General features: G+C 56.3%; 20 protein-coding genes. 7 read left to right on the top strand and 13 right to left on the bottom strand.

The features are described 5' to 3' along the window. Positions 1-18 precede the first annotated feature (18 nt). Complete coding sequence (locus PGH32_RS23470; RefSeq protein ID WP_314425700.1) at positions 19-777, bottom strand: SDR family NAD(P)-dependent oxidoreductase; 759 nt, start codon at positions 775-777, stop codon at positions 19-21. 115 nt (positions 778-892) lie between these two features. Between PGH32_RS23470 and PGH32_RS23465 the strand changes: the two genes are divergently transcribed. Beyond that, positions 893-1,792, top strand: a complete 900-nt coding sequence (locus PGH32_RS23465; RefSeq protein ID WP_337895343.1) for a LysR family transcriptional regulator — start codon at positions 893-895, stop codon at positions 1,790-1,792. Between the two features lie 54 nt (positions 1,793-1,846). After that, positions 1,847-2,845, top strand: a complete 999-nt coding sequence (yhjD, locus tag PGH32_RS23460; RefSeq protein WP_314425707.1) for an inner membrane protein YhjD — start codon at positions 1,847-1,849, stop codon at positions 2,843-2,845. Positions 2,846-2,874: 29 nt separating this feature from the next. On the opposite strand, the gene PGH32_RS23455 is transcribed toward yhjD, so the two are convergent. The 5 genes from PGH32_RS23455 to cpxP all read right to left on the bottom strand — a co-directional run bounded on the left by PGH32_RS23455 (position 2,875) and on the right by cpxP (position 7,716). Further along, positions 2,875-3,621, bottom strand: a complete 747-nt coding sequence (locus tag PGH32_RS23455) for a CDP-diacylglycerol diphosphatase (protein ID WP_314425708.1) — start codon at positions 3,619-3,621, stop codon at positions 2,875-2,877. Positions 3,622-3,806: 185 nt separating this feature from the next. Then, positions 3,807-4,796: a sulfate ABC transporter substrate-binding protein gene (locus tag PGH32_RS23450; RefSeq protein WP_105594468.1), complete on the bottom strand. Its 990-nt coding sequence runs from the start codon at positions 4,794-4,796 to the stop codon at positions 3,807-3,809. Positions 4,797-4,940: 144 nt separating this feature from the next. After that, on the bottom strand, positions 4,941-5,903 hold the full coding sequence (gene pfkA, locus PGH32_RS23445; protein ID WP_123337500.1) for a 6-phosphofructokinase: 963 nt from the start codon (positions 5,901-5,903) through the stop codon (positions 4,941-4,943). A gap of 216 nt (positions 5,904-6,119) precedes the next feature. Continuing rightward, entirely contained in the window at positions 6,120-7,016 is an 897-nt protein-coding gene (gene fieF, locus PGH32_RS23440; protein ID WP_314425715.1) for a CDF family cation-efflux transporter FieF, read from the bottom strand. A gap of 190 nt (positions 7,017-7,206) precedes the next feature. After that, entirely contained in the window at positions 7,207-7,716 is a 510-nt protein-coding gene (gene cpxP / locus PGH32_RS23435; RefSeq protein WP_314425718.1) for a cell-envelope stress modulator CpxP, read from the bottom strand. A 152-nt stretch (positions 7,717-7,868) separates the two neighbouring features. On the opposite strand from cpxP, the gene cpxR reads away from it, so the two are divergent. From cpxR to trmL, 3 genes are read left to right on the top strand one after another with little or no spacing between them, the layout of a single operon-like run. Then, positions 7,869-8,567 carry an envelope stress response regulator transcription factor CpxR gene (gene cpxR / locus PGH32_RS23430; protein WP_105594464.1) on the top strand — a complete coding sequence of 233 codons (699 nt, stop codon included), beginning with the start codon at positions 7,869-7,871 and terminating at the stop codon, positions 8,565-8,567. After that, complete coding sequence (gene cpxA / locus PGH32_RS23425; RefSeq protein WP_337895342.1) at positions 8,564-9,943, top strand: envelope stress sensor histidine kinase CpxA; 1,380 nt, start codon at positions 8,564-8,566, stop codon at positions 9,941-9,943. Before cpxR ends, cpxA begins: the two co-directional genes overlap by 4 nt. 38 nt (positions 9,944-9,981) lie before the next feature. Further along, positions 9,982-10,455 (top strand): tRNA (uridine(34)/cytosine(34)/5-carboxymethylaminomethyluridine(34)-2'-O)-methyltransferase TrmL, encoded by a 474-nt coding sequence (trmL, locus tag PGH32_RS23420; protein WP_337895341.1) that lies wholly within the window; start codon positions 9,982-9,984, stop codon positions 10,453-10,455. Positions 10,456-10,469: 14 nt separating this feature from the next. Here trmL and cysE read toward each other — a convergent pair whose 3' ends face one another. From cysE to PGH32_RS23395, 5 genes are all read right to left on the bottom strand, one after another. Beyond that, on the bottom strand, positions 10,470-11,291 hold the full coding sequence (gene cysE / locus PGH32_RS23415; protein WP_314425725.1) for a serine O-acetyltransferase: 822 nt from the start codon (positions 11,289-11,291) through the stop codon (positions 10,470-10,472). A 68-nt stretch (positions 11,292-11,359) separates the two neighbouring features. Then, positions 11,360-12,379, bottom strand: coding sequence for an NAD(P)H-dependent glycerol-3-phosphate dehydrogenase (gpsA, locus tag PGH32_RS23410; protein ID WP_314425727.1), 1,020 nt, complete (start codon positions 12,377-12,379; stop codon positions 11,360-11,362). Next, positions 12,379-12,840, bottom strand: a complete 462-nt coding sequence (secB, locus tag PGH32_RS23405; protein ID WP_123337460.1) for a protein-export chaperone SecB — start codon at positions 12,838-12,840, stop codon at positions 12,379-12,381. The genes gpsA and secB overlap by 1 nt, the downstream gene beginning before the upstream one ends. A gap of 83 nt (positions 12,841-12,923) precedes the next feature. After that, positions 12,924-13,178, bottom strand: a complete 255-nt coding sequence (gene grxC, locus PGH32_RS23400; protein ID WP_314425731.1) for a glutaredoxin 3 — start codon at positions 13,176-13,178, stop codon at positions 12,924-12,926. A 17-nt stretch (positions 13,179-13,195) separates the two neighbouring features. Beyond that, entirely contained in the window at positions 13,196-13,627 is a 432-nt protein-coding gene (locus tag PGH32_RS23395) for a rhodanese-like domain-containing protein (RefSeq protein WP_314425734.1), read from the bottom strand. A 352-nt stretch (positions 13,628-13,979) separates the two neighbouring features. Here PGH32_RS23395 and envC point away from each other — a divergent pair, with 352 nt between their 5' ends. Both envC and PGH32_RS23385 read left to right on the top strand, forming a co-directional pair. After that, positions 13,980-15,287, top strand: a complete 1,308-nt coding sequence (gene envC, locus PGH32_RS23390) for a murein hydrolase activator EnvC (RefSeq protein ID WP_314425737.1) — start codon at positions 13,980-13,982, stop codon at positions 15,285-15,287. Between the two features lie 2 nt (positions 15,288-15,289). Then, positions 15,290-16,225, top strand: a complete 936-nt coding sequence (locus tag PGH32_RS23385; protein WP_337895340.1) for a divergent polysaccharide deacetylase family protein — start codon at positions 15,290-15,292, stop codon at positions 16,223-16,225. A 35-nt stretch (positions 16,226-16,260) separates the two neighbouring features. Here the strand turns inward: PGH32_RS23385 and tdh are convergent, their stop codons facing one another. Together tdh and kbl are read right to left on the bottom strand one after the other, a co-directional pair. After that, entirely contained in the window at positions 16,261-17,292 is a 1,032-nt protein-coding gene (gene tdh / locus PGH32_RS23380) for an L-threonine 3-dehydrogenase (protein ID WP_337895339.1), read from the bottom strand. Between the two features lie 12 nt (positions 17,293-17,304). Continuing rightward, positions 17,305-18,501 carry a glycine C-acetyltransferase gene (kbl, locus tag PGH32_RS23375; RefSeq protein WP_314425744.1) on the bottom strand — a complete coding sequence of 399 codons (1,197 nt, stop codon included), beginning with the start codon at positions 18,499-18,501 and terminating at the stop codon, positions 17,305-17,307. Positions 18,502-18,504 lie beyond the last annotated feature (3 nt).

Below are 18,504 nucleotides of genomic sequence, written 5' to 3'. Positions count from 1 at the left end.
GAATCGTAATCAGGTGAATTACAGGAACATACCGCCTGACGCTTCAATACGCTGGCCGTTAACCCAGCGGCACTCCTCGCTCAGCAGAGCGGCGACGGCGTTGCCGATATCGTCCGGCAGGCCCACGCGGCCCAGCGCGGTCTGTGCGGCAATCGCCGCATTCATCGCGGCATCATCACGTACCCGACCACCGCCAAAATCCGTCTCGATTGCGCCGGGAGCGAGGATATTGACCGCAATGCCGCGCGCTCCCAGCTCTTTAGCCTGATAGCGCGTCAGCACTTCCATCGCCCCTTTAACGGCCGCGTAAGCACCGGAACCCGGCAGCGTAAAGCGCGCCAGCCCGCTGGACACATTCAGAATGCGCCCGCCGTCGGCAATCAGCGGCAGCAGCTTTTGAGTCAGGAAGAACGGCCCCTTGAAATGGACGTTCACCAACTGGTCAAACTGCGCTTCGGTCGTGTCGGCAAACGGCGTATAGAGGCCGGTTCCTGCATTGTTGAATAAGTAATCAAAGCTGTCACGCTGCCACACTTCCTGCAGCGTTTGCCGCACGCGTCCGGCAAAGGCATCGAAGCGGCTGCTGTCGCCCACATCCAGCTGTAGCGCCACTGCACGCGCACCCAGTGCCTGAATTTGCGCGACGACCGCCTGCGCTTCCTGTTCCTGACTGTGCCAGGTCAGAATGATATTAATCCCTTTCTGTGCCAGTTTTAACGCTGCATTCTGGCCTAAACCGCGGCTTCCGCCGGTGATCAGTGCAATTTTCTCGCTCATTTGTTTCTCCAGGGGGTGGGCTGTGGACAAAAAACAGGATATTACTGCTCTGACGTACTATAAATAGCCTTAACTACGCTTCACTGTTGCACTCACAACAACAATAAGAGAAATAATGGATAAAATACACACAATGAAAGTGTTTGTACGCGTGGCGGAAATGCAGAGTTTTACCCGGGCCGCGGACAGCCTTGGGCTACCCAAAGGCAGCCTGTCACGCCAGATTCAGGCGCTGGAAAACAGTCTTGGTTCGCGCCTGCTGCACCGGACAACGCGGCGGGTACAGCTGACCCAGGACGGTCAGATTTACTATGAGCGCTGCCGTGATGTGCTGGCCACGCTGGAGGAAATGGACTCGATGTTCCAGCACGATCCGGCCACGCTCAGCGGACGGCTGCGGGTGGACATGCCGGTCAGCCTGGCCAGCGGCTATCTGATCCCGCTATTGCCCGAATTTCTTCAGCACTATCCGGGGATTGAACTGGAGCTGAGCAGCAGCGATCGCCGGGTGGATGTGGTGCGGGAGGGCTTCGACTGCGTGGTACGCGTGGGTGTATTAGAAGATTCCGGGCTGGTCGCGCGGCCGCTGGGCCATCTTCCGCTGATTAACTGTGCCAGCCCTGACTATCTGGCGCGCTTCGGTACGCCGGAATCGCTGAAGGACCTTTCCCAGCATGCCATGGTGCATTACAGCCAGCAGCTCGGCATTCAGGCCGGCGGTTTTGAATATTTTGATGGTAAAACCACCACCCTGATTAAAACCGGCGGGGCGGTCACCGTGAACAGTACGGAAACCTATCGCTCGGCCTGCCTGGCCGGCCTGGGCATTATTCAGGTACCGCGCGTGGGCGTGCAGAGCGCGCTGAAAGAAAAAAAACTGGTCGAGATTTTGCCCCATTTCCCGGCCTGTCCGATGCAGCTGTCGCTGCTCTGGCCGCATCGGCGGAATCAGGCGCGACGGGTTCAGGTGTTCATTGAATGGCTGAGCCAGGCGCTGAAACGCTACGTTGCCTGATCGGCAGGCTATAATGTGCAATTAAACGTTAATTAAAAGGACTGAGAAAGATTCATGGCGGATACTCAACGGCGCGATCCCCAGGCAACACACACGGCGGAAAAACCGCTGATCAACATCAAAACCGGGAACCATACGGTCGATAAATCCATCACCCGGGTTTCCCGGCTGGTCAGCTGGTTCCGTGCCATTCCGGCGGTAGCGCATTTCATTCGTGCGGGTGAACGATTTAACGATCGGCTCGGCAGCCAGTTTGGTGCGGCGATTACCTATTTCTCATTTCTCTCGCTGATCCCTATCCTGATGGTGTCTTTTGCCGCCGTCGGATTTTTGCTTGCCTCAAATCAGGATCTCCTGACCGAGCTGATCGATAAGATCGTTACCAGCATCAGCGATCCCGCACTGGCGGCCACATTAAAAAATACGGTAAATACGGCGATTCAACAGCGTACCACGGTTGGGATAACCGGCCTGCTGGTGGCGCTGTATTCGGGTATCAGCTGGATGGGTAATCTGCGTGAAGCGATACGCGCTCAGTCCCGTGATGTCTGGGAGCGGACGCCGCAGGATCAGGAAAAAGTCTGGTTCAAATATTCCCGAGATTTTATTTCGCTGACGGGGCTGGTGCTGGCGTTGATTATCACGCTGTCGCTGACCTCCATTGCCGGCGCGGCCCAGGCGTCGATCGTACGGGCGCTGGGGCTGGAGGATATCGAGTGGCTGCGCCCGGCCATGACGACCATTGCGCTGTCGATCTCCATCTTTGCCAACTATCTGCTGTTCCTGTGGATTTTCTGGATCCTCCCGCGCCACAAGCCGCGTAAAAAGGCGCTGCTGCGCGGGACACTGCTGGCGGCGATTGGCTTTGAGGTGATTAAGTTTATTATGACCCTGACGCTGCCGAAGCTGGCTTCCTCACCGTCCGGTGCCGCTTTCGGTTCCGTGCTGGGGCTGATGGCGTTTTTCTATTTCTTTGCCCGCCTGACGCTGTTCTGCGCGGCATGGATCGCCACCGCGCAGTATAAAGACGACCCGGAGCCGGTCGGAAAATAATATTATCGGGCCGGAGGGATCCGGCCTGACTATTTCAGCAGGGCGCAGCTGTGATCCTGCAACTCTTCCGCAGAGCCCCGGTTCAACAGCAGCCAGTTACGCTCCACCACCATCAGCGCTCGCCGCCCGTCTTTCAGCGCGGCAATGGCCACACCGTACCTGCCCATTTTTTCGCGTGCGTCGGGCAGTTCGTTGGCGATGCGGATAAACGGGCTGGTGCGCTTAAACTCATCGCGGGTGATCGCCCGTATAACGTAGTCATGTTCACCCAGTCTGTAGGTCTGCCACTGCGCAGTCAGCGTGCTATCGAGTGCATCCAGCCGCTGGCGAACGTCAGGCCGCAGGCAGGAAATATGCACATGCAGCTGATTCTGCGTGCGTCCCCACTGGGAATTCACCGTCAGCGAATAGACCCGGTCATTAATCGCCGAACCGCGACGTTCTTCCATAAAGTGCCGGGCGCGCCAGGCCTCGGATAAAAAGTTCGGCGTAGCCGGGCTTAACAGTTTGTGGCTCTCAATACCGGTGATTTTTGCTATCGGCAGCAGTAAAAACTGCAGCGGACCGTTGCGGTCTTTCAGCACCACATAACCATCGGCTTCACTGACCAGGCTGCACGGAGCGGGATCGTTTTTCTGCTGCTCGCCCGCCACGCACTGCTGGCTAACAATCTTCCACAACGCATCGGCATTGTTATTGAAATACAGAGCCATAGCGCCAGCCGATGCCGCTATCACCCCCACCAGCAAAATCGCTAAGCGCTTTCTTCCATGCATCAAATTTTTACCTCAGCCGTCGATCGTTCACAATGTAATCGAAGCCGGCCGCAAGGTCATGTGAAATCATCGGCGGGAGCGCTTTCACAGCGGGATGAGCGGTAAATACGGCTCCGCCATGCTGCAGCTAACAACAAAAAGGCCGACAGTGTTGTCGGCCTTTTTACGCTTATCCTGATTGGTGTTTAACGCTTCATCACCTGATCGTAGGTGCCACCTTCAGCAAAGTGGGTTTTCTGCGCCGCCGTCCAGCCACCGAACTTGCCGTCGATGGTAAACAGCTTCACCGGCTGGAAGGTGCTGGCAAATTTCTTCGCCACCGCCTCATCACGCGGTCGGTAGAAGTTCTGCGCCGCAATTGTCTGGCCTTCCGGCGAATAGAGATACTTCAGATATTCATCGGCAACCTTACGGGTATCGCGCTCGTCGACCACTTTGTCCACCACGGAAACGGTCGGCTCGGCCAGGATTGATTCGCTCGGGGTGATAATTTCAAACTGATCTTTACCCAGTTTGTTCACCGCCAGGTACGCTTCGTTTTCCCAGGCAATCAGCACATCGCCAATGCCGCGTTCAACGAAGGTGTTGGTGGCGCCACGTGCGCCAGAATCCTGAACTTCAACGTTCTTAAACAGCGACTTAACGTATTCCTGTGCTTTCGCCTGATCGCCGTTGTTCTGATCCAGTGCCCATCCCCAGGCTGCGAGATAGTTCCAGCGTGCGCCGCCGGAAGTTTTCGGGTTCGGGGTAATCACGGAGACGCCCGGCTTAATCAAATCCGGCCAGTCGTGAATCTGTTTAGGGTTACCTTTGCGTACCAGGAAAACAATCGTTGAAGTGTACGGCGCGGAGTTATCCGGCAGGCGCTTGATCCAGTTTTTATCAATGCGGCCACGTTCCGCAATGGCATCAACGTCTGAGGCCAGCGCAAGGGTAACAACATCCGCTTTAATCCCGTTAATTACCGAGGTGGCCTGTTTGCCGGAACCGCCGTGCGACTGGCGAATCACCACGTTGTCACCGGTTTCCTGCTTATAGTGAGCGCTGAACGCTTTATTATATTGCTCATACAGTTCACGTGTTGGATCGTAAGAGACATTCAGCAGCTGAATATCCTTCGCCAGCACGCTGGTTGAGGCCAGTAACAGGGTAATTCCCACACTCCACTTCTTCATTGCACGCACTCCCAAAGGTTTAATCTGAGAAGGAGCGTGACATAAAGCAGACTGCGAATTAAAGAATTAAAAAGAAGCTGTAATAACTTTATGGAATAACACTTTGCATAAAAAAGGCGCTGGAGCGCAGCGCCTTGTTTTTTATCAGTAAAGCTTTTTGGCCGTTTCCAGCCAGTCGCCCTTGAACGGACGCTTCATGTTTTCAATCGCATCGACGATGTCATGGTGAACCATTTTCTCGTTCTGAATACCCACGCAGCGACCGCCGTAGCCCTGCAGCAGCAGTTCAATGGAGTAGGCGCCCATGCGGGAAGCGAGAATACGGTCATAGGCGACCGGTGCGCCGCCGCGCTGGATATGGCCCAGCACCGTTGCACGGGTTTCGCGCTTGGTTTCAACTTCGATGTACTTCGCCAGCTCATCCACATCGCAGATGTGCTCGGTAATCGCCACAATCGCGTGCTTTTTACCCTTAGCGATACCGGCTTTGATCTCCGCCAGCAGCTCTTCACGGGTATAAGGGGTTTCCGGCAGCACGATAAACTCACAGCCACCGGCAATCGCCGCGGCCAGGGTCAGATCGCCACAGTAGCGGCCCATCACCTCAACGATAGAAATACGCTGATGTGAAGAGGAGGTATCACGCAGGCGGTCGATGGCTTCCACCACGGTTTCCAGCGCGGTGAAATAACCGATGGTGTAGTCGGTACCGGCAACGTCGTTATCGATCGTGCCCGGCAGGCCGATGCACGGGAAGCCCATTTCGGTCAGACGCTTGGCACCCATGTAGGAGCCGTCACCGCCGATGACCACCAGCGCATCAATACCGCGCTTTCTCATATTCTCAATGGCAACCGCACGCACTTCGTCTTTACGGAAATCCGGGAAACGTGCAGATCCAAGGAACGTACCGCCGCGGTTAATCATGTCGGAAACGCTGTAGCGATCCAGATTGACCATGCGATCTTCATACAGGCCCAGATAGCCGTCATAAATACCAAAAACTTCCAGTCCTTCACTCAGCGCCGCGCGCACGACGCCGCGGATTGCAGCGTTCATACCTGGGGCGTCGCCGCCGCTTGTCAGTACACCGATTTTCTTGATCATGACAACCTCTGAACTTGTTGATGCAAATGTTGAATTCTGAACGCCGGGAGCGGCAGGACGCGCGCACAAGAGATAACCGACTAAGTTAAGCTGATAGTATATCAAAACTTGTTAGCTGAATTGATTCAGGTCAGGCTAGATTTGCCTATTTTTTTTGCGGTAACTCACGTTTTACACGTAACAAAGCTAACGTCTTCATTTAAAAAAAGTTTACGACTAAAAATTATTTTTTGGCTCCACTGGCACTACGGAACACGGATCCTGATGAATAATGACATCTGAACCGGGAAAACGCGCCAGCAGCGTCTGCTCCAGCTCATCCGCTATCTTATGCGCCTTAACCAGCGGTAAATCGTCATCCATTTCCAGATGGAGCTGAATAAAGCGGGTTGGCCCGGACTGGCGGGTGCGAATATCGTGGGCCCCCTGGATGCCGGCTTTCGCAGCGATAATCTCTTCAATAGCCTGCCGTTCTTCATCGGGTAGCGCGCGATCGAGCAGAGCCTGCACGGCTTCGTACCCCATTCTTAACGCGCTATACAGGATCCAAACGCCAATACCTAAGGCAAACAGCGCATCCGCACGATGAAAACCGTACCAGCTCAGGCCAAGCGCCAGCAGTATTGCCCCGTTCATAATCACGTCAGACTGATAGTGAAGCATGTCGGCGCGTATCGCCAGGCTCTGGGTGCGGCGCACTACCCAGCGCTGAAAAGTCACCAGGATCAGCGTAGAAAATAGCGCAATAACGGTCACAATCATCCCCACCAGCGGCGCATGCATCGGCGCAGGTGTGGCCAGGTGCTGCAGGCCAGTGAGGAACAGAAACAGGGCCGAACCTGAAATAAACATACTTTGCGCCAGAGCGGCGAGCGATTCGGCTTTGCCGTGCCCAAAGGTATGTTCCGCGTCGGCAGGCTGCAGCGAGTAGCGAACCACCAGAAGATTAGTCAGAGAGGCGGCGATGTCTACCAGTGAGTCCACCAGCGCCGCCAGTACGCTGACCGATCCGGTGTGCCACCAGGCGAAAATTTTGATGATCAACAGCAGTGAAGCAAGAACCGTAGCGGCCAGTGCTGCCGAGTTGACCAGCCGAGCATAGCGTTGATTCATGACGCACTCCGGCAGGATAAGTACCGACAGTATACGAGATTTGAGCACAAAAAATCCCCGGGATTATTGCGCGCCGGCGCATACGGAGAAGCGTGAGAATCTGATGGGCAAAAAAAACCCCCTCATCATGAGGGGGAAGACAGGGATGGTGTCTATGGCAAGGAAAACAGGGATAGTATTTACTGGTACTTTACGGGTTACTGCTGGTGTTACGTACTGCCTGCAGAGGCGAAGCCTGCTGCGAGTTCGTTAGCTTGCGCAATTCATCGATGCGCTGCTGGTGTTTCTGCTCTAAGACAGCCTGCTGCTGTGGTGTTAACAGGTGATACATCTGGTTGCGTACCCGGGCCATCTCAACCTGGCGCCCAACCTCCGCCTGCGCTATTTTTTCCACCTGAGCTTCGTAAGCTGCCTGATCGAATTTATCTGCAATAATCAGTTCGTGCAGTTGCTCTAAATCGTTAATACTTATAGGAGAACGATCGTGCCGTGCCTGCTGCATCAGATCCCGTAGTTGCTGACGCTGCTGCTCCGTCAAATTGATGCCATCAAACATGTGATTTTGCGGAACCAGCCTGAGTGTGCTGCCTGCTCCATCATTGTGATGCATCTCGTCATTCGTCGTAGCGTCAGCGGCCCATGCGGTGGAGAGGCTAAGCACCAGCGCCTGAACCACAACGACGGCGGTAACTCTGCGCATCGTTTACTCCCAAGTTTGTTTCCGTATTTCGATTCAACGAGATTCAGTCTACGGGGCCAGCTGCAAACTAGCGTCAGGGGGTGTAAAACTACGTAAAGTCATAGATTGAGCGCGTTCGTTCACGGTATTTTGCCTGCGGAGGGCAATAAAAAATGAATAAAATCCTGTTGGTTGACGATGACCGCGAATTGACTTCGCTGCTGAAAGAATTGCTGGAAATGGAAGGCTTCAATGTGCTGGTTGCCGGTGACGGTGAACAGGCGCTGGCGCTATTGGATAGCAGTGTCGACCTGCTATTACTCGATGTGATGATGCCGAAGAAAAACGGCATCGATACCCTGAAAGAACTACGTCAACAGCATCAGACGCCGGTGATTATGCTGACCGCTCGCGGCAGCGAGCTGGACCGTGTACTCGGCCTTGAGCTGGGGGCGGACGATTACCTGCCAAAACCGTTCAACGATCGCGAACTGGTCGCGCGTATTCGTGCCATTCTGCGCCGCTCCAACTGGAGTGAGCAGCAGCAACAGCACGATAACAGTTCGCCCACGCTGGAGGTGGATTTACTGCGCCTGAACCCGGGCCGACAGGAAGCCAGCTTCGACGGCGTGACGCTGGATCTGACCGGCACAGAATTCACCCTGCTCTACCTGCTGGCACAGCATTTAGGCCAGGTTGTATCACGTGAACATCTGAGCCAGGAAGTGCTTGGCAAGCGCCTGACGCCGTTCGATCGCGCCATCGATATGCACATCTCAAACCTGCGGCGCAAACTGCCGGAGCGTAAAGATGAGCATCCGTGGTTCAAGACGCTGCGTGGACGCGGCTATCTGATGGTATCCGCAACATGATATCCAGCCTGACCACCCGCATCTTTGCCATATTCTGGCTGACGCTGGCACTGGTGCTGATGCTGGTGTTAATGCTGCCGAAACTCGACTCCCGCCAGATGACGCCGCTGCTGGATAGCGAGGAGCGGCAGGGCGTGATGATTGAGCAGCACGTTGAGGCGGAGCTGTCACAGGATCCGCCCAACGATCTGATGTGGTGGCGCAGGCTGTTTCGCGCAATTGACAAGTGGGCTCCCCCCGGCCAGCGCTTGCTGCTGGTCACCAGCGAAGGCCGGGTCATTGGCGCACAGCACAGTGAAATGCAGGTGATCCGTAACTTTATCGGCCAGTCTGATAATTCCGATCAGCCGCAGAAGAAAAAATATGGCCGCCTGGAAATGGCGGGCCCGTTCTCCGTGCGGGATGGGGAAGACAGCTACCAGCTTTATCTGATCCGTCCCGCCAGCAGTTCACAGCTCGACTTTATTAATTTGCTGTTTGACCGGCCGCTGCTGCTGCTGATCGTCACCATGCTGATCAGTTCACCGCTGCTGCTCTGGCTGGCGTGGAGCCTGGCAAAACCCGCTCGTAAGCTGAAACACGCAGCGGATGATGTTGCCGCCGGGAATTTACGCCAGCGCCCGGAACTGGAAGCCGGACCGCAGGAATTCCTTGCCGCGGGTGCCAGCTTCAATCAGATGGTCAGCGCGCTGGAACGGATGATGACCTCACAGCAGAGGCTGTTATCCGATATCTCACATGAGCTGCGTACCCCGCTGACGCGCCTGCAGCTTGCCACCGCACTGATGCGCCGCCGCCACGGCGAAGCCAAAGAGCTGGAGCGTATTGAGATGGAGGCCCAGCGCCTGGACGGTATGATTAACGATCTGCTGGTGCTATCGCGAACTCAGCACAAAAATGCGCTGGTCAGCGAGGCGATAAAAGCCAATCACCTGTGGTCGGATGTACTGGAGGACGCGAAGTTCGAAGCGGAACAGATGGGCAAGTCGCTGGAGGTGCCTTATCCACCGGGTCCGTGGCCGCTGTACGGTAACCCCAGCACGCTCGACAGCGCGCTGGAAAATATCGTCCGTAACGCCCTGCGCTACTCGCACAGCAAAATTTCGGTCAGCTTCTCGGTTGATAAAAAAGGCGTCACCGTCCATGTGGATGATGATGGCCCGGGCGTCAGCCCGGAGGATCGGGAACAGATTTTCCGGCCGTTCTACCGTACCGATGAAGCCCGCGACCGTGAATCCGGCGGTACCGGACTGGGGCTGGCGATTGTGGAAAACGCCATTCAGCAGCACCATGGCTGGGTCAAAGCCGATGACAGCCCACTGGGCGGGCTCCGGCTGACCATCTGGCTGCCGCTGTATACCACTCAGCACGAATAATTTGCTATCCTTCGGCCCTCGTATCAGAGGGCCGTTCCATGCTACATATCGTTTTATTCGAACCTGAAATTCCGCCGAATACCGGCAATATTATTCGCCTGTGCGCCAATACCGGCTTTCAGCTGCATCTTATCGAGCCGCTGGGTTTTGCCTGGGATGATAAACGACTGCGCCGCGCCGGGCTGGACTACCACGAATTCACCGCCATTAAGCATCATGCAAACTATGAGGCGTTTGTCGCCGCAGAAGCGCCTGAGCGCCTGTTTGCACTCACCACCAAGGGAACCCCTGCCCACAGCGCGGTAAGCTATCAGGATGGCGATTATCTGCTGTTTGGCCCGGAAACGCGCGGCCTGCCGGCGAGCATTCTGGATGCCCTGCCCGCACAGCAAAAAATTCGGATCCCAATGATGGCAGAAAGCCGCAGCATGAACCTGTCAAATGCGGTATCGGTGGTGGTGTATGAAGCGTGGCGGCAGCTCGGCTATGCGGGTGCGTTGCTGAGAAGCTGAGATTTGAGCCAGGCTCAGATCCCGTCACCGAACTCGAAGCCTGGCACCATGCCGTTAAAGTGCTGGTCCATATCCATTGATGGCATATCGCTGTTAGGCTTGCCGACAATACGCGCCGGGACGCCGGCCGCGGTCGTGTGCGGCGGCACCGGTTGCAGAACGACGGAACCCGCACCGATCTTCGCGCCCTGGCCAACTTCGATATTGCCGAGGATCTTCGCGCCTGCGCCAATCATCACTCCCTGACGGATCTTCGGGTGGCGATCGCCGCTGGTTTTACCGGTACCACCAAGGGTAACGGACTGCAGGATAGAGACATCGTCTTCGATAACCGCCGTTTCACCCACAACAATCCCCGTGGCGTGGTCAAGCATGATACCGCGGCCAATTTTCGCCGCCGGGTGAATATCCACGGCAAACGAGACGGACACTTCGTTCTGCAGATATACCGCCAGCGCACGACGGCCCTGATGCCACAGCCAGTGGCCAATGCGATACGCCTGCAGCGCGTGGAAACCTTTCAGATAAAGTAACGGCGTCGAGTATTTATCGATCGCCGGGTCGCGCTGGCGCACCGCCTGGATATCGCAGGCGGCGGAGACAATCATCGACGGATCCTGCGAATAGGCATCCTGGATAACTTCACGGATGGCGATCGCCGGCATGATCGGATTCGCCAGCTTGTTAGCCAGCATATAGCTCAGCGCGCTGCCGAGATTGTCATGCTTGAGCAGGGTAGCGTGGTAAAAACTGGCCAGCATAGGTTCACAATCGGCCAGCGCACGCGCTTCCGTTTTGATGTTATCCCAGATCAGTTCAGGCTCTACACACGACATGACTCACTCCCCATTAAAAATGGCGTCCGATCGGGACGCCAGCAGACGGCGGTACGATGAATGCGAATTCAGCTACCGCTGTTCTCATCTTTCCTGGTACGCCCAAGCAAGCTTAACGCCGCCTCGCGCGCATTCTTACCACAGTAAAGTACCTGATAAATCTGCTCGGTGATTGGCATTTCAACACCGAAACGCGCAGCCAGCGCTTTCACTTCTTTGGTGTTGCGAAAACCTTCCACCACCTGACCGATGGTGTGCTGGGCACCTTCAACATCTGCGCCCTGGCCCAGCATCATGCCAAAACGACGGTTGCGCGACTGGTTGTCGGTACAGGTCAGCACCAGGTCACCCAGACCAGCCATACCCATAAACGTGGTGGGATCCGCTCCCAGTGCGGCTCCCAGGCGGCTCATTTCAGCCAGGCCTCGGGTAATCAGCGCCGTACGGGCATTGGCACCAAAGCCAATACCATCCGACATTCCCGCTCCGATAGCGATGACGTTTTTCACCGCGCCGCCGAGCTGAACGCCGATAAAATCAGGGTTGTTGTATACCCGGAAACTTTTACCACAGTGCAGCAGCTGCTGTAATTCATCTGCGAACACGCTGTCGGTTGCCGCCAGGGCAATGGCCGTTGGCAAACCCGCAGCCAGTTCTTTGGCAAAGGTCGGGCCGGAGATCACCGCCAGCGGGATCGTGTCGCCAAGGATTTCACGCGCAACATCCTGCAGCAGGCGGCCGGTCTCTTTCTCCAGGCCTTTTGTCGCCCACACCAGACGGGAGTCCGCACGCAGATGCGGTTTGATCTGCTGCAGAACGTCACCGAATACGTGGCTCGGCACCACTACCAGCAAATCCCGGCTGGCAGCAATCGCTTTCGCCAGGTCGGTTTCTATCTGTAGGGTATCAGGGAAAGGCACATCGGGAAGAAAAGCGGTGTTACAACGATCGGCCTGTAACTGTGCCTGATGCTGCGGGTTATGTCCCCACAGCACCACTTCGTGGCCGTTACGAGCCAGCGTAATCGCCAGGGCGGTGCCGTACGAGCCGGCACCGATGACGCTCATGGAAGCATGAGAGTTACGCATTAAGCATCCTGCTGCGGCGCTGCACCTTCTGACTGCTGCAGATAGTTCATAAACAGCGCGTCGAAGTTAACCGGTGCAAGATTCAGCTGCGGGAACGTACCGCGAGAAACCAGGCTGGTGATGCATTCACGGGCATACGGGAACAGGATATTCGGGCAGTATGCGCCCAGGCAGTGCGCCATCTGCGTGCCTTCGATACCGCTAACGGAGAAAATACCCGCCTGCTGAACTTCACACAGGAATGCGGCTTCATCGTTTACCGTCGCGGTAACGGTGACGCGCAGTACCACTTCATACACGTCATCAGCCAGCTGAGTCGACGCGGTATCGAGATCCAGTTTAACTTCAGGTTCCCACTCTTTCTGGAATACTTGTGGAGCGTTTGGCGCTTCAAAAGAAATATCCTTGGTGTAGATACGCTGGATCTGGAAAGCCATCTCGGTGTTGTTTTGTTCTGACATGATACGTAATCCTATGGGTTAATAATCCGTTATTGTGCCGCAGTGTTATTCAGTCTGTGAGCGCTCAGTGCGTGCTCAGCCCGTTACTTTTTTAACAGCGGGTCAAGACCGCCGCGGCCGTCGAGCGCAAAGAGATCGTCACAGCCGCCAATGTGCTGTGCATCAATAAAAATTTGAGGAACGGTAGTCCGGCCGCTGCGTTTGATCATTACTTCACGCAGTTCGGCATCCCCATCAATCGGGATCTCGAGGTAGCTCACGCCTTTCTGATCCAACAGCGCTTTGGCCCGATGGCAGAAAGGACAGGTCGCTTTGGTATAGATCTCAATGTTAGCCATGCCGACACTCCTGAAGTTTACTTACCGCGAACCAGCGGCAGATTCTCGCCGCTCCAGCCGGAAACGCCGTCTTTCAGCACATACACCTGCGCAAATCCGGCAGCGTTCAGCTGCGACGCGGATTCATTTGCCGAGGTGCCGGTGGCACAAACCACAATCACCGGCTGCGCTTTGTGTTTTTCCAGTTCGCTGAAGCTGCCTTTTTTGATATCTGCAGCCAGTACGTTAATGGCATTTGAAATATGGCCTTTACGGAAGTCATCGCGCCCACGCACATCTACAACCACGGCATCTTCTTTGTTGATTAAACGGGTCGCTTCACCGCGGCTAATCGTTTTTACTTTGGAGAACAGACCCTTAACGGTAGTCACGATCACCAAAACCAGCAAAACAACCCACGCCAGACTTAAAATTGTGTGATTGCCTGCAAACTGCATAATATCTTGCATGAGGGGTAACAACTCCCGGAAGGGTTAATAAGCTAAAAATAAGGCTTCTGAGTATACCTGCCAGGGCTGTCATGTACAGTCGATAAGCTGCTCAGAGTTATGTTTTCTGCGGCAGATTACAAAAAAAAGTTGCCTTATGTGAAAAATACTATCCTGAGATAACAGTGTATCGATCCTGAACGGTTATTTGTTGCGCAGTCGGCCATAATGGCCGAAGTCTCTCGACGTTGTGAGAAGCGTGCCGGCCGCGTGAAAATCCCGTACTGAGTCGCAATTACTGTTACTGTCAGTAACTGAAAACCCGGTAGAGATGGCTGGTAAGCTGCTGTTCATCGTGGAATAATCCTAAGCTATGAGGGAAAAAGCAACAGTGATACATTCATGGACCCCACGTAACAAGCCGGCATCTGCGCCATCGCTACGTGCAAGCTTGTCCATCCTGACCGTCAGTGTCCTGTGCACCAGCGCATTGCTGTGGTCTTTTTCTGCCTCCGCCGCCGAAGACAACAAGTCACAACTGCAGAGTATCCAGCAGGATATCGCTGAAAAAGAGAAAAGCGTCCAGCTGCAAAAACAGCAGCGCAGCAAACTTATCGATCAGCTCCAGGCTCAGGAAAAAGTCATCGCTCAGGCCAGCCGCCAGCTGCGTGAAACGCAGTCGGGTTTGGGTTCACTGAGTAAAGATATCAGTTCCCTCACCGCCTCCATCAGCAAGCTTCAGAAGCAGCAGCAGCAGCAGGAATCGATGCTGGCGCAGCAGCTGGATGCCGCTTTCCGCCAGGGTCAGCACAGCGGCCTGCAGCTGATCCTCAGCGGCGAAGAGAGCCAGCGCAGCGAGCGCATGCTGGCCTATTTCGGCTATCTCAACGATGCCCGGCAAAAATCCATCGATGAGCTGAAGCAAACCCGCAGCGATCTTTCCGCACAAAAAGCCAGCCTGGTAGACAAGCAGGCGCAGCAAAAATCCCTGCTTGAACAGCAGCAGACGCAGCAGCAAAAGCTTGAGGGTGCGCGGCAGGCGCGGAAAAAGACGCTGACAACGCTGGAATCCTCCCTTGAGAAAGACCAGGCACAGCTTGTCGAGCTGCGGCAGAACGAAAGCCGCCTGCGCGACAAGATAGCCAAAGCCGAACGGGAAGCGAAAGCCCGTGCCGAGCGCGAAGCCCGTGAGGCGCAGAAGGTCCGCGAGCGTGAAGCGCAGGCGAAGCGTAAAGGCACCACCTATAAGCCTACCGAAAGCGAGCGGGCACTGGTTTCCCGCACCGGTGGGCTTGGCCGGCCGGCAGGACAGGCACTGTGGCCAGTGCGCGGCAGTATTGAACACCGCTTTGGTGAACAGCTGCAGGGCGAGCTACGCTGGAAGGGCCTGGTGATCGCCGCGCCGGAAGGAACGGAAGTGAAGGCGATCGCCGATGGCCGGGTGCTGATGGCCGACTGGCTGCAGGGCTACGGGCTGGTTGTCGTCGTGGAGCACGGTAAGGGTGATATGAGCCTGTATGGCTATAATCAGAGTGCGCTGGTGAGCGTGGGAACCCAGGTCAGGGCAGGACAGCCCATCGCGCTGGTCGGCAACAGCGGTGGCCGCGGCACGCCTTCACTCTATTTCGAAATCCGCCGCCAGGGACAGGCCGTTAATCCACTGCCGTGGTTAGGAAGATAAGTTTGTTTCAGTTAAGGAAATTCAGCGGCCTGCTGGTTGCACTGCTCATGACCAGCCCGTCGTTTGCCGGAAAGCTTTCCATCGTGATCGATGATTTTGGCTATCGCCCCGCGCAGGAGAATCAGGTGCTGCAGATGCCTGCGGCCATTTCCGTCGCGGTGCTGCCTAATGCGCCGCACGCGCGGGAGATGGCCACCAAGGCCCACCAGCGCGGGCATGAAGTGCTCATCCACCTGCCGATGGCCCCGCTCAGCAAACAACCCCTGGAAAAAGATACCCTGCGCCCGGACATGTCCGTGGATGAAATTGCGCGCATCGTCCGCGAGGCCGCCGCAGACGTCCCCTATGCCGTTGGGCTGAATAACCATATGGGCAGCGCAATGACCTCCAGCCTGCCCGGTATGCAAAAGGTGATGCAGGTCCTTGACCGCTATAACTTTTATTTCCTCGACAGCATGACCATCGGCAACAGCCAGTCAACGCGCGCCGCCGCCGGAACCAGCGTCAGGGTGATCAAGCGTCGCGTATTCCTGGATGATACGCAGAATGAGGCGGATATCCGCAGGCAGTTTACCCGGGCGGTAAAGCTGGCTCAGCGGGACGGCTCGGCTATCGCGATTGGGCATCCCCATCCCACAACGGTACGCGTGCTGCAGCAGATGCTGCCAACCCTGCCTGCCGATATCACGCTGGTGCGTCCAAGCCAGCTGCTTAACGAACCGCAGCATTACAGCAACGCGCCGCTGCCGGCGGATACGCAATCTCAGCCCGCCAAACCGCGCAATCCGTTCCGCGTGGGCAAAAACTGCCCGGTGAAAACCCCGCCGGTTCCGGCCACGCTGGCACTGGGGATTGTTGCTGAAAGTGTTGCCAACAGCCCGCTACTGAAAACGCTGTCGCAGCAGTTTTCGGGATTAAAGCCTGATTTCACACGATAATCCCATTGCCGCCAGCGCCTGCTGGCGGCAACGTTTTACGACGACCAGTTCAGAATCACCTTACCCGAATGGCCGGATCGCATTTCATCAAATCCCTGCTGGAAATCATCGATGTCGAAGCGATGAGTAATTATCGGCGTTAAATCCAGCCCGGACTGCAGCAGCGCCACCATTTTGTACCAGGTTTCAAACATCTCCCGGCCATAAATACCTTTGATAAACAGCCCCTTGAAAATCACCTGATTCCAGTCGATGGCCATCTCCTCTGAGGGAATGCCCAGCATGGCTATGCGCCCGCCGTGGTTCATCACCCCCAGCATGGAACGAAAAGCAGCAGGTACGCCCGACATCTCCAGCCCGATATCAAAGCCCTCCGTCATCCCCAGTTCACTCATCACCGACGTCAGATCCTCCCGGCTGACGTCAACCGCCCGGGTCACGCCCATTTTTTTCGCCAGCGCCAGCCGGTATACGTTAACGTCGGTGATCACCACATGCCGCGCGCCAACGTGGCGACAGATGGCCGCCGCCATAATACCGATCGGCCCTGCACCGGTAATCAATACGTCCTCGCCAACCAGATCGAAAGAGAGCGCCGTATGTACCGCGTTGCCGAAGGGATCGAAGATGGCCGCCAGGTCGTCCGGAATATTGTCGGGAATTTTGAAGGCGTTAACCGCCGGAATAGACAGATATTCGGCAAAACAGCCCTGACGATTCACGCCAACGCCAATGGCATTGCGGCACAGGTGGGTGCGCCCTCCCCGACAGTTACGGCAGTGCCCGCAGGTAATGTGCCCCTCGCCGGAAACCCGGTCGCCGGGGCGGAAACCGACCACTTCCTGCCCCACTGCTACCACCTCTCCCACGTACTCGTGCCCGGTGATCATCGGCACGGGGATCGTCTTCTGCGACCAGGCATCCCAGTTATAGATATGCACGTCGGTGCCGCAGATCGCCGTTTTACGGATTTTGATTAACACATCGTTGTGCCCCGGCTCGGGTATCGGGGCATCATTGAGCATCCAGATGCCCGGTCGGGCGTGCAGTTTGGCTAACGCTTTCATCACTCCTCCTTATCAGGCAATGACGCCCAGCTGCCGGCCAACACGAGTGAAAGCCGCCACCGCGCGTTCCAGCTGCGGCTGCGTGTGGGAGGCCGAAATCTGGGTACGGATACGCGCTTTTCCTTCCGGCACCACCGGGTAGAAAAAGCCGGTGACGTAGATCCCCTCCTGCTGTAGCAGGCTGGCAAAGGTCTGCGCCAGTCGCGCATCGCCCAGCATCACGGGAATAATGGCGTGATCGGCCCCGGCCAGGGTAAATCCTGCGGCCTGCATCGCGGTGCGGAAATAGTTCACGTTATCCCACAGCCGCTGCCGCAGCCCGTCGCCTTCCGCCAGCATGGAAAGCACCTGTGATGATGCCGCGACGATCGAAGGTGCCAGCGAGTTGGAGAACAGATAGGGGCGGGATCGCTGTCGCAGCCACTCCACCACCTCTTTTTTGGCCGCCGTGTAACCGCCGGATGCGCCACCGAGCGCTTTACCCAGCGTGCCGGTAATGATGTCCACTCTGCCCATCACGCCGCAGTATTCATGGCTGCCGCGCCCCGCTTCCCCGACAAAACCTACCGCGTGAGAATCATCCACCATCACCAGCGCCTGATAGCGATCGGCAAGATCGCAGATCCCCGCCAGATTGGCGATGACGCCATCCATAGAAAACACGCCGTCGGTGGCGATAAGAATATGGCGGGCGCCCTCTTCCCTCGCCCGTTGCAGGCAGGATTCCAGCTCGGCCATATCATTGTTGGCATAGCGGTAGCGTTTGGCTTTACAGAGGCGGATGCCGTCAATTATTGAGGCGTGGTTTAGCGCGTCGGAGATCACCGCATCTTCAGCGCCCAGCAGGGTTTCAAACAGTCCGCCATTGGCATCAAAGCAGGAGGAGTAAAGGATGCTGTCCTCCATCCCGAGGAAGTCAGCTAGCTGACGTTCCAGCCGGCGATGGCTGTCCTGCGTTCCGCAGATAAACCGCACCGAGGCCATGCCAAAGCCGTGCGTGTCCAACCCTGATTTTGCAGCAGTAATCAGCGCCGGATGATTCGCCAGCCCGAGGTAGTTATTGGCGCAGAAATTCAGCAGCTCGCTGCCGTCGGCAAGCTGGATCACCGCCTGCTGTGCACCCGCAATCTGTCGCTCATGTTTAAACAACCCGTCACGTTCCGCACCGACCAGCTGTTCCTTAACCTGCTGATAAAAATCATCCTTCATGTT

Source organism: Erwinia sp. SLM-02, from assembly GCF_037450285.1.
In the GTDB taxonomy this organism is placed as follows: Bacteria; Pseudomonadota; Gammaproteobacteria; order Enterobacterales; family Enterobacteriaceae; genus Erwinia.
This window is presented reverse-complemented; position numbering and strand designations above follow the sequence as displayed.

Bases quoted from the DNA above. Each gene is read 5' to 3' on its own strand.
- PGH32_RS23470 (WP_314425700.1), bottom strand. From the start codon at position 777: ATGAGCGAGAAAATTGCACTGATCACCGGCGGAAGCCGCGGTTTAGGC.
- PGH32_RS23465 (WP_337895343.1), top strand. From the start codon at position 893: ATGGATAAAATACACACAATGAAAGTGTTTGTACGCGTGGCGGAAATG.
- yhjD (WP_314425707.1), top strand. From the start codon at position 1,847: ATGGCGGATACTCAACGGCGCGATCCCCAGGCAACACACACGGCGGAA.
- PGH32_RS23455 (WP_314425708.1), bottom strand. From the start codon at position 3,621: ATGCATGGAAGAAAGCGCTTAGCGATTTTGCTGGTGGGGGTGATAGCG.
- PGH32_RS23450 (WP_105594468.1), bottom strand. From the start codon at position 4,796: ATGAAGAAGTGGAGTGTGGGAATTACCCTGTTACTGGCCTCAACCAGC.
- pfkA (WP_123337500.1), bottom strand. From the start codon at position 5,903: ATGATCAAGAAAATCGGTGTACTGACAAGCGGCGGCGACGCCCCAGGT.
- fieF (WP_314425715.1), bottom strand. From the start codon at position 7,016: ATGAATCAACGCTATGCTCGGCTGGTCAACTCGGCAGCACTGGCCGCT.
- cpxP (WP_314425718.1), bottom strand. From the start codon at position 7,716: ATGCGCAGAGTTACCGCCGTCGTTGTGGTTCAGGCGCTGGTGCTTAGC.
- cpxR (WP_105594464.1), top strand. From the start codon at position 7,869: ATGAATAAAATCCTGTTGGTTGACGATGACCGCGAATTGACTTCGCTG.
- cpxA (WP_337895342.1), top strand. From the start codon at position 8,564: ATGATATCCAGCCTGACCACCCGCATCTTTGCCATATTCTGGCTGACG.
- trmL (WP_337895341.1), top strand. From the start codon at position 9,982: ATGCTACATATCGTTTTATTCGAACCTGAAATTCCGCCGAATACCGGC.
- cysE (WP_314425725.1), bottom strand. From the start codon at position 11,291: ATGTCGTGTGTAGAGCCTGAACTGATCTGGGATAACATCAAAACGGAA.
- gpsA (WP_314425727.1), bottom strand. From the start codon at position 12,379: ATGCGTAACTCTCATGCTTCCATGAGCGTCATCGGTGCCGGCTCGTAC.
- secB (WP_123337460.1), bottom strand. From the start codon at position 12,840: ATGTCAGAACAAAACAACACCGAGATGGCTTTCCAGATCCAGCGTATC.
- grxC (WP_314425731.1), bottom strand. From the start codon at position 13,178: ATGGCTAACATTGAGATCTATACCAAAGCGACCTGTCCTTTCTGCCAT.
- PGH32_RS23395 (WP_314425734.1), bottom strand. From the start codon at position 13,627: ATGCAAGATATTATGCAGTTTGCAGGCAATCACACAATTTTAAGTCTG.
- envC (WP_314425737.1), top strand. From the start codon at position 13,980: ATGAGGGAAAAAGCAACAGTGATACATTCATGGACCCCACGTAACAAG.
- tdh (WP_337895339.1), bottom strand. From the start codon at position 17,292: ATGAAAGCGTTAGCCAAACTGCACGCCCGACCGGGCATCTGGATGCTC.
- kbl (WP_314425744.1), bottom strand. From the start codon at position 18,501: ATGAAGGATGATTTTTATCAGCAGGTTAAGGAACAGCTGGTCGGTGCG.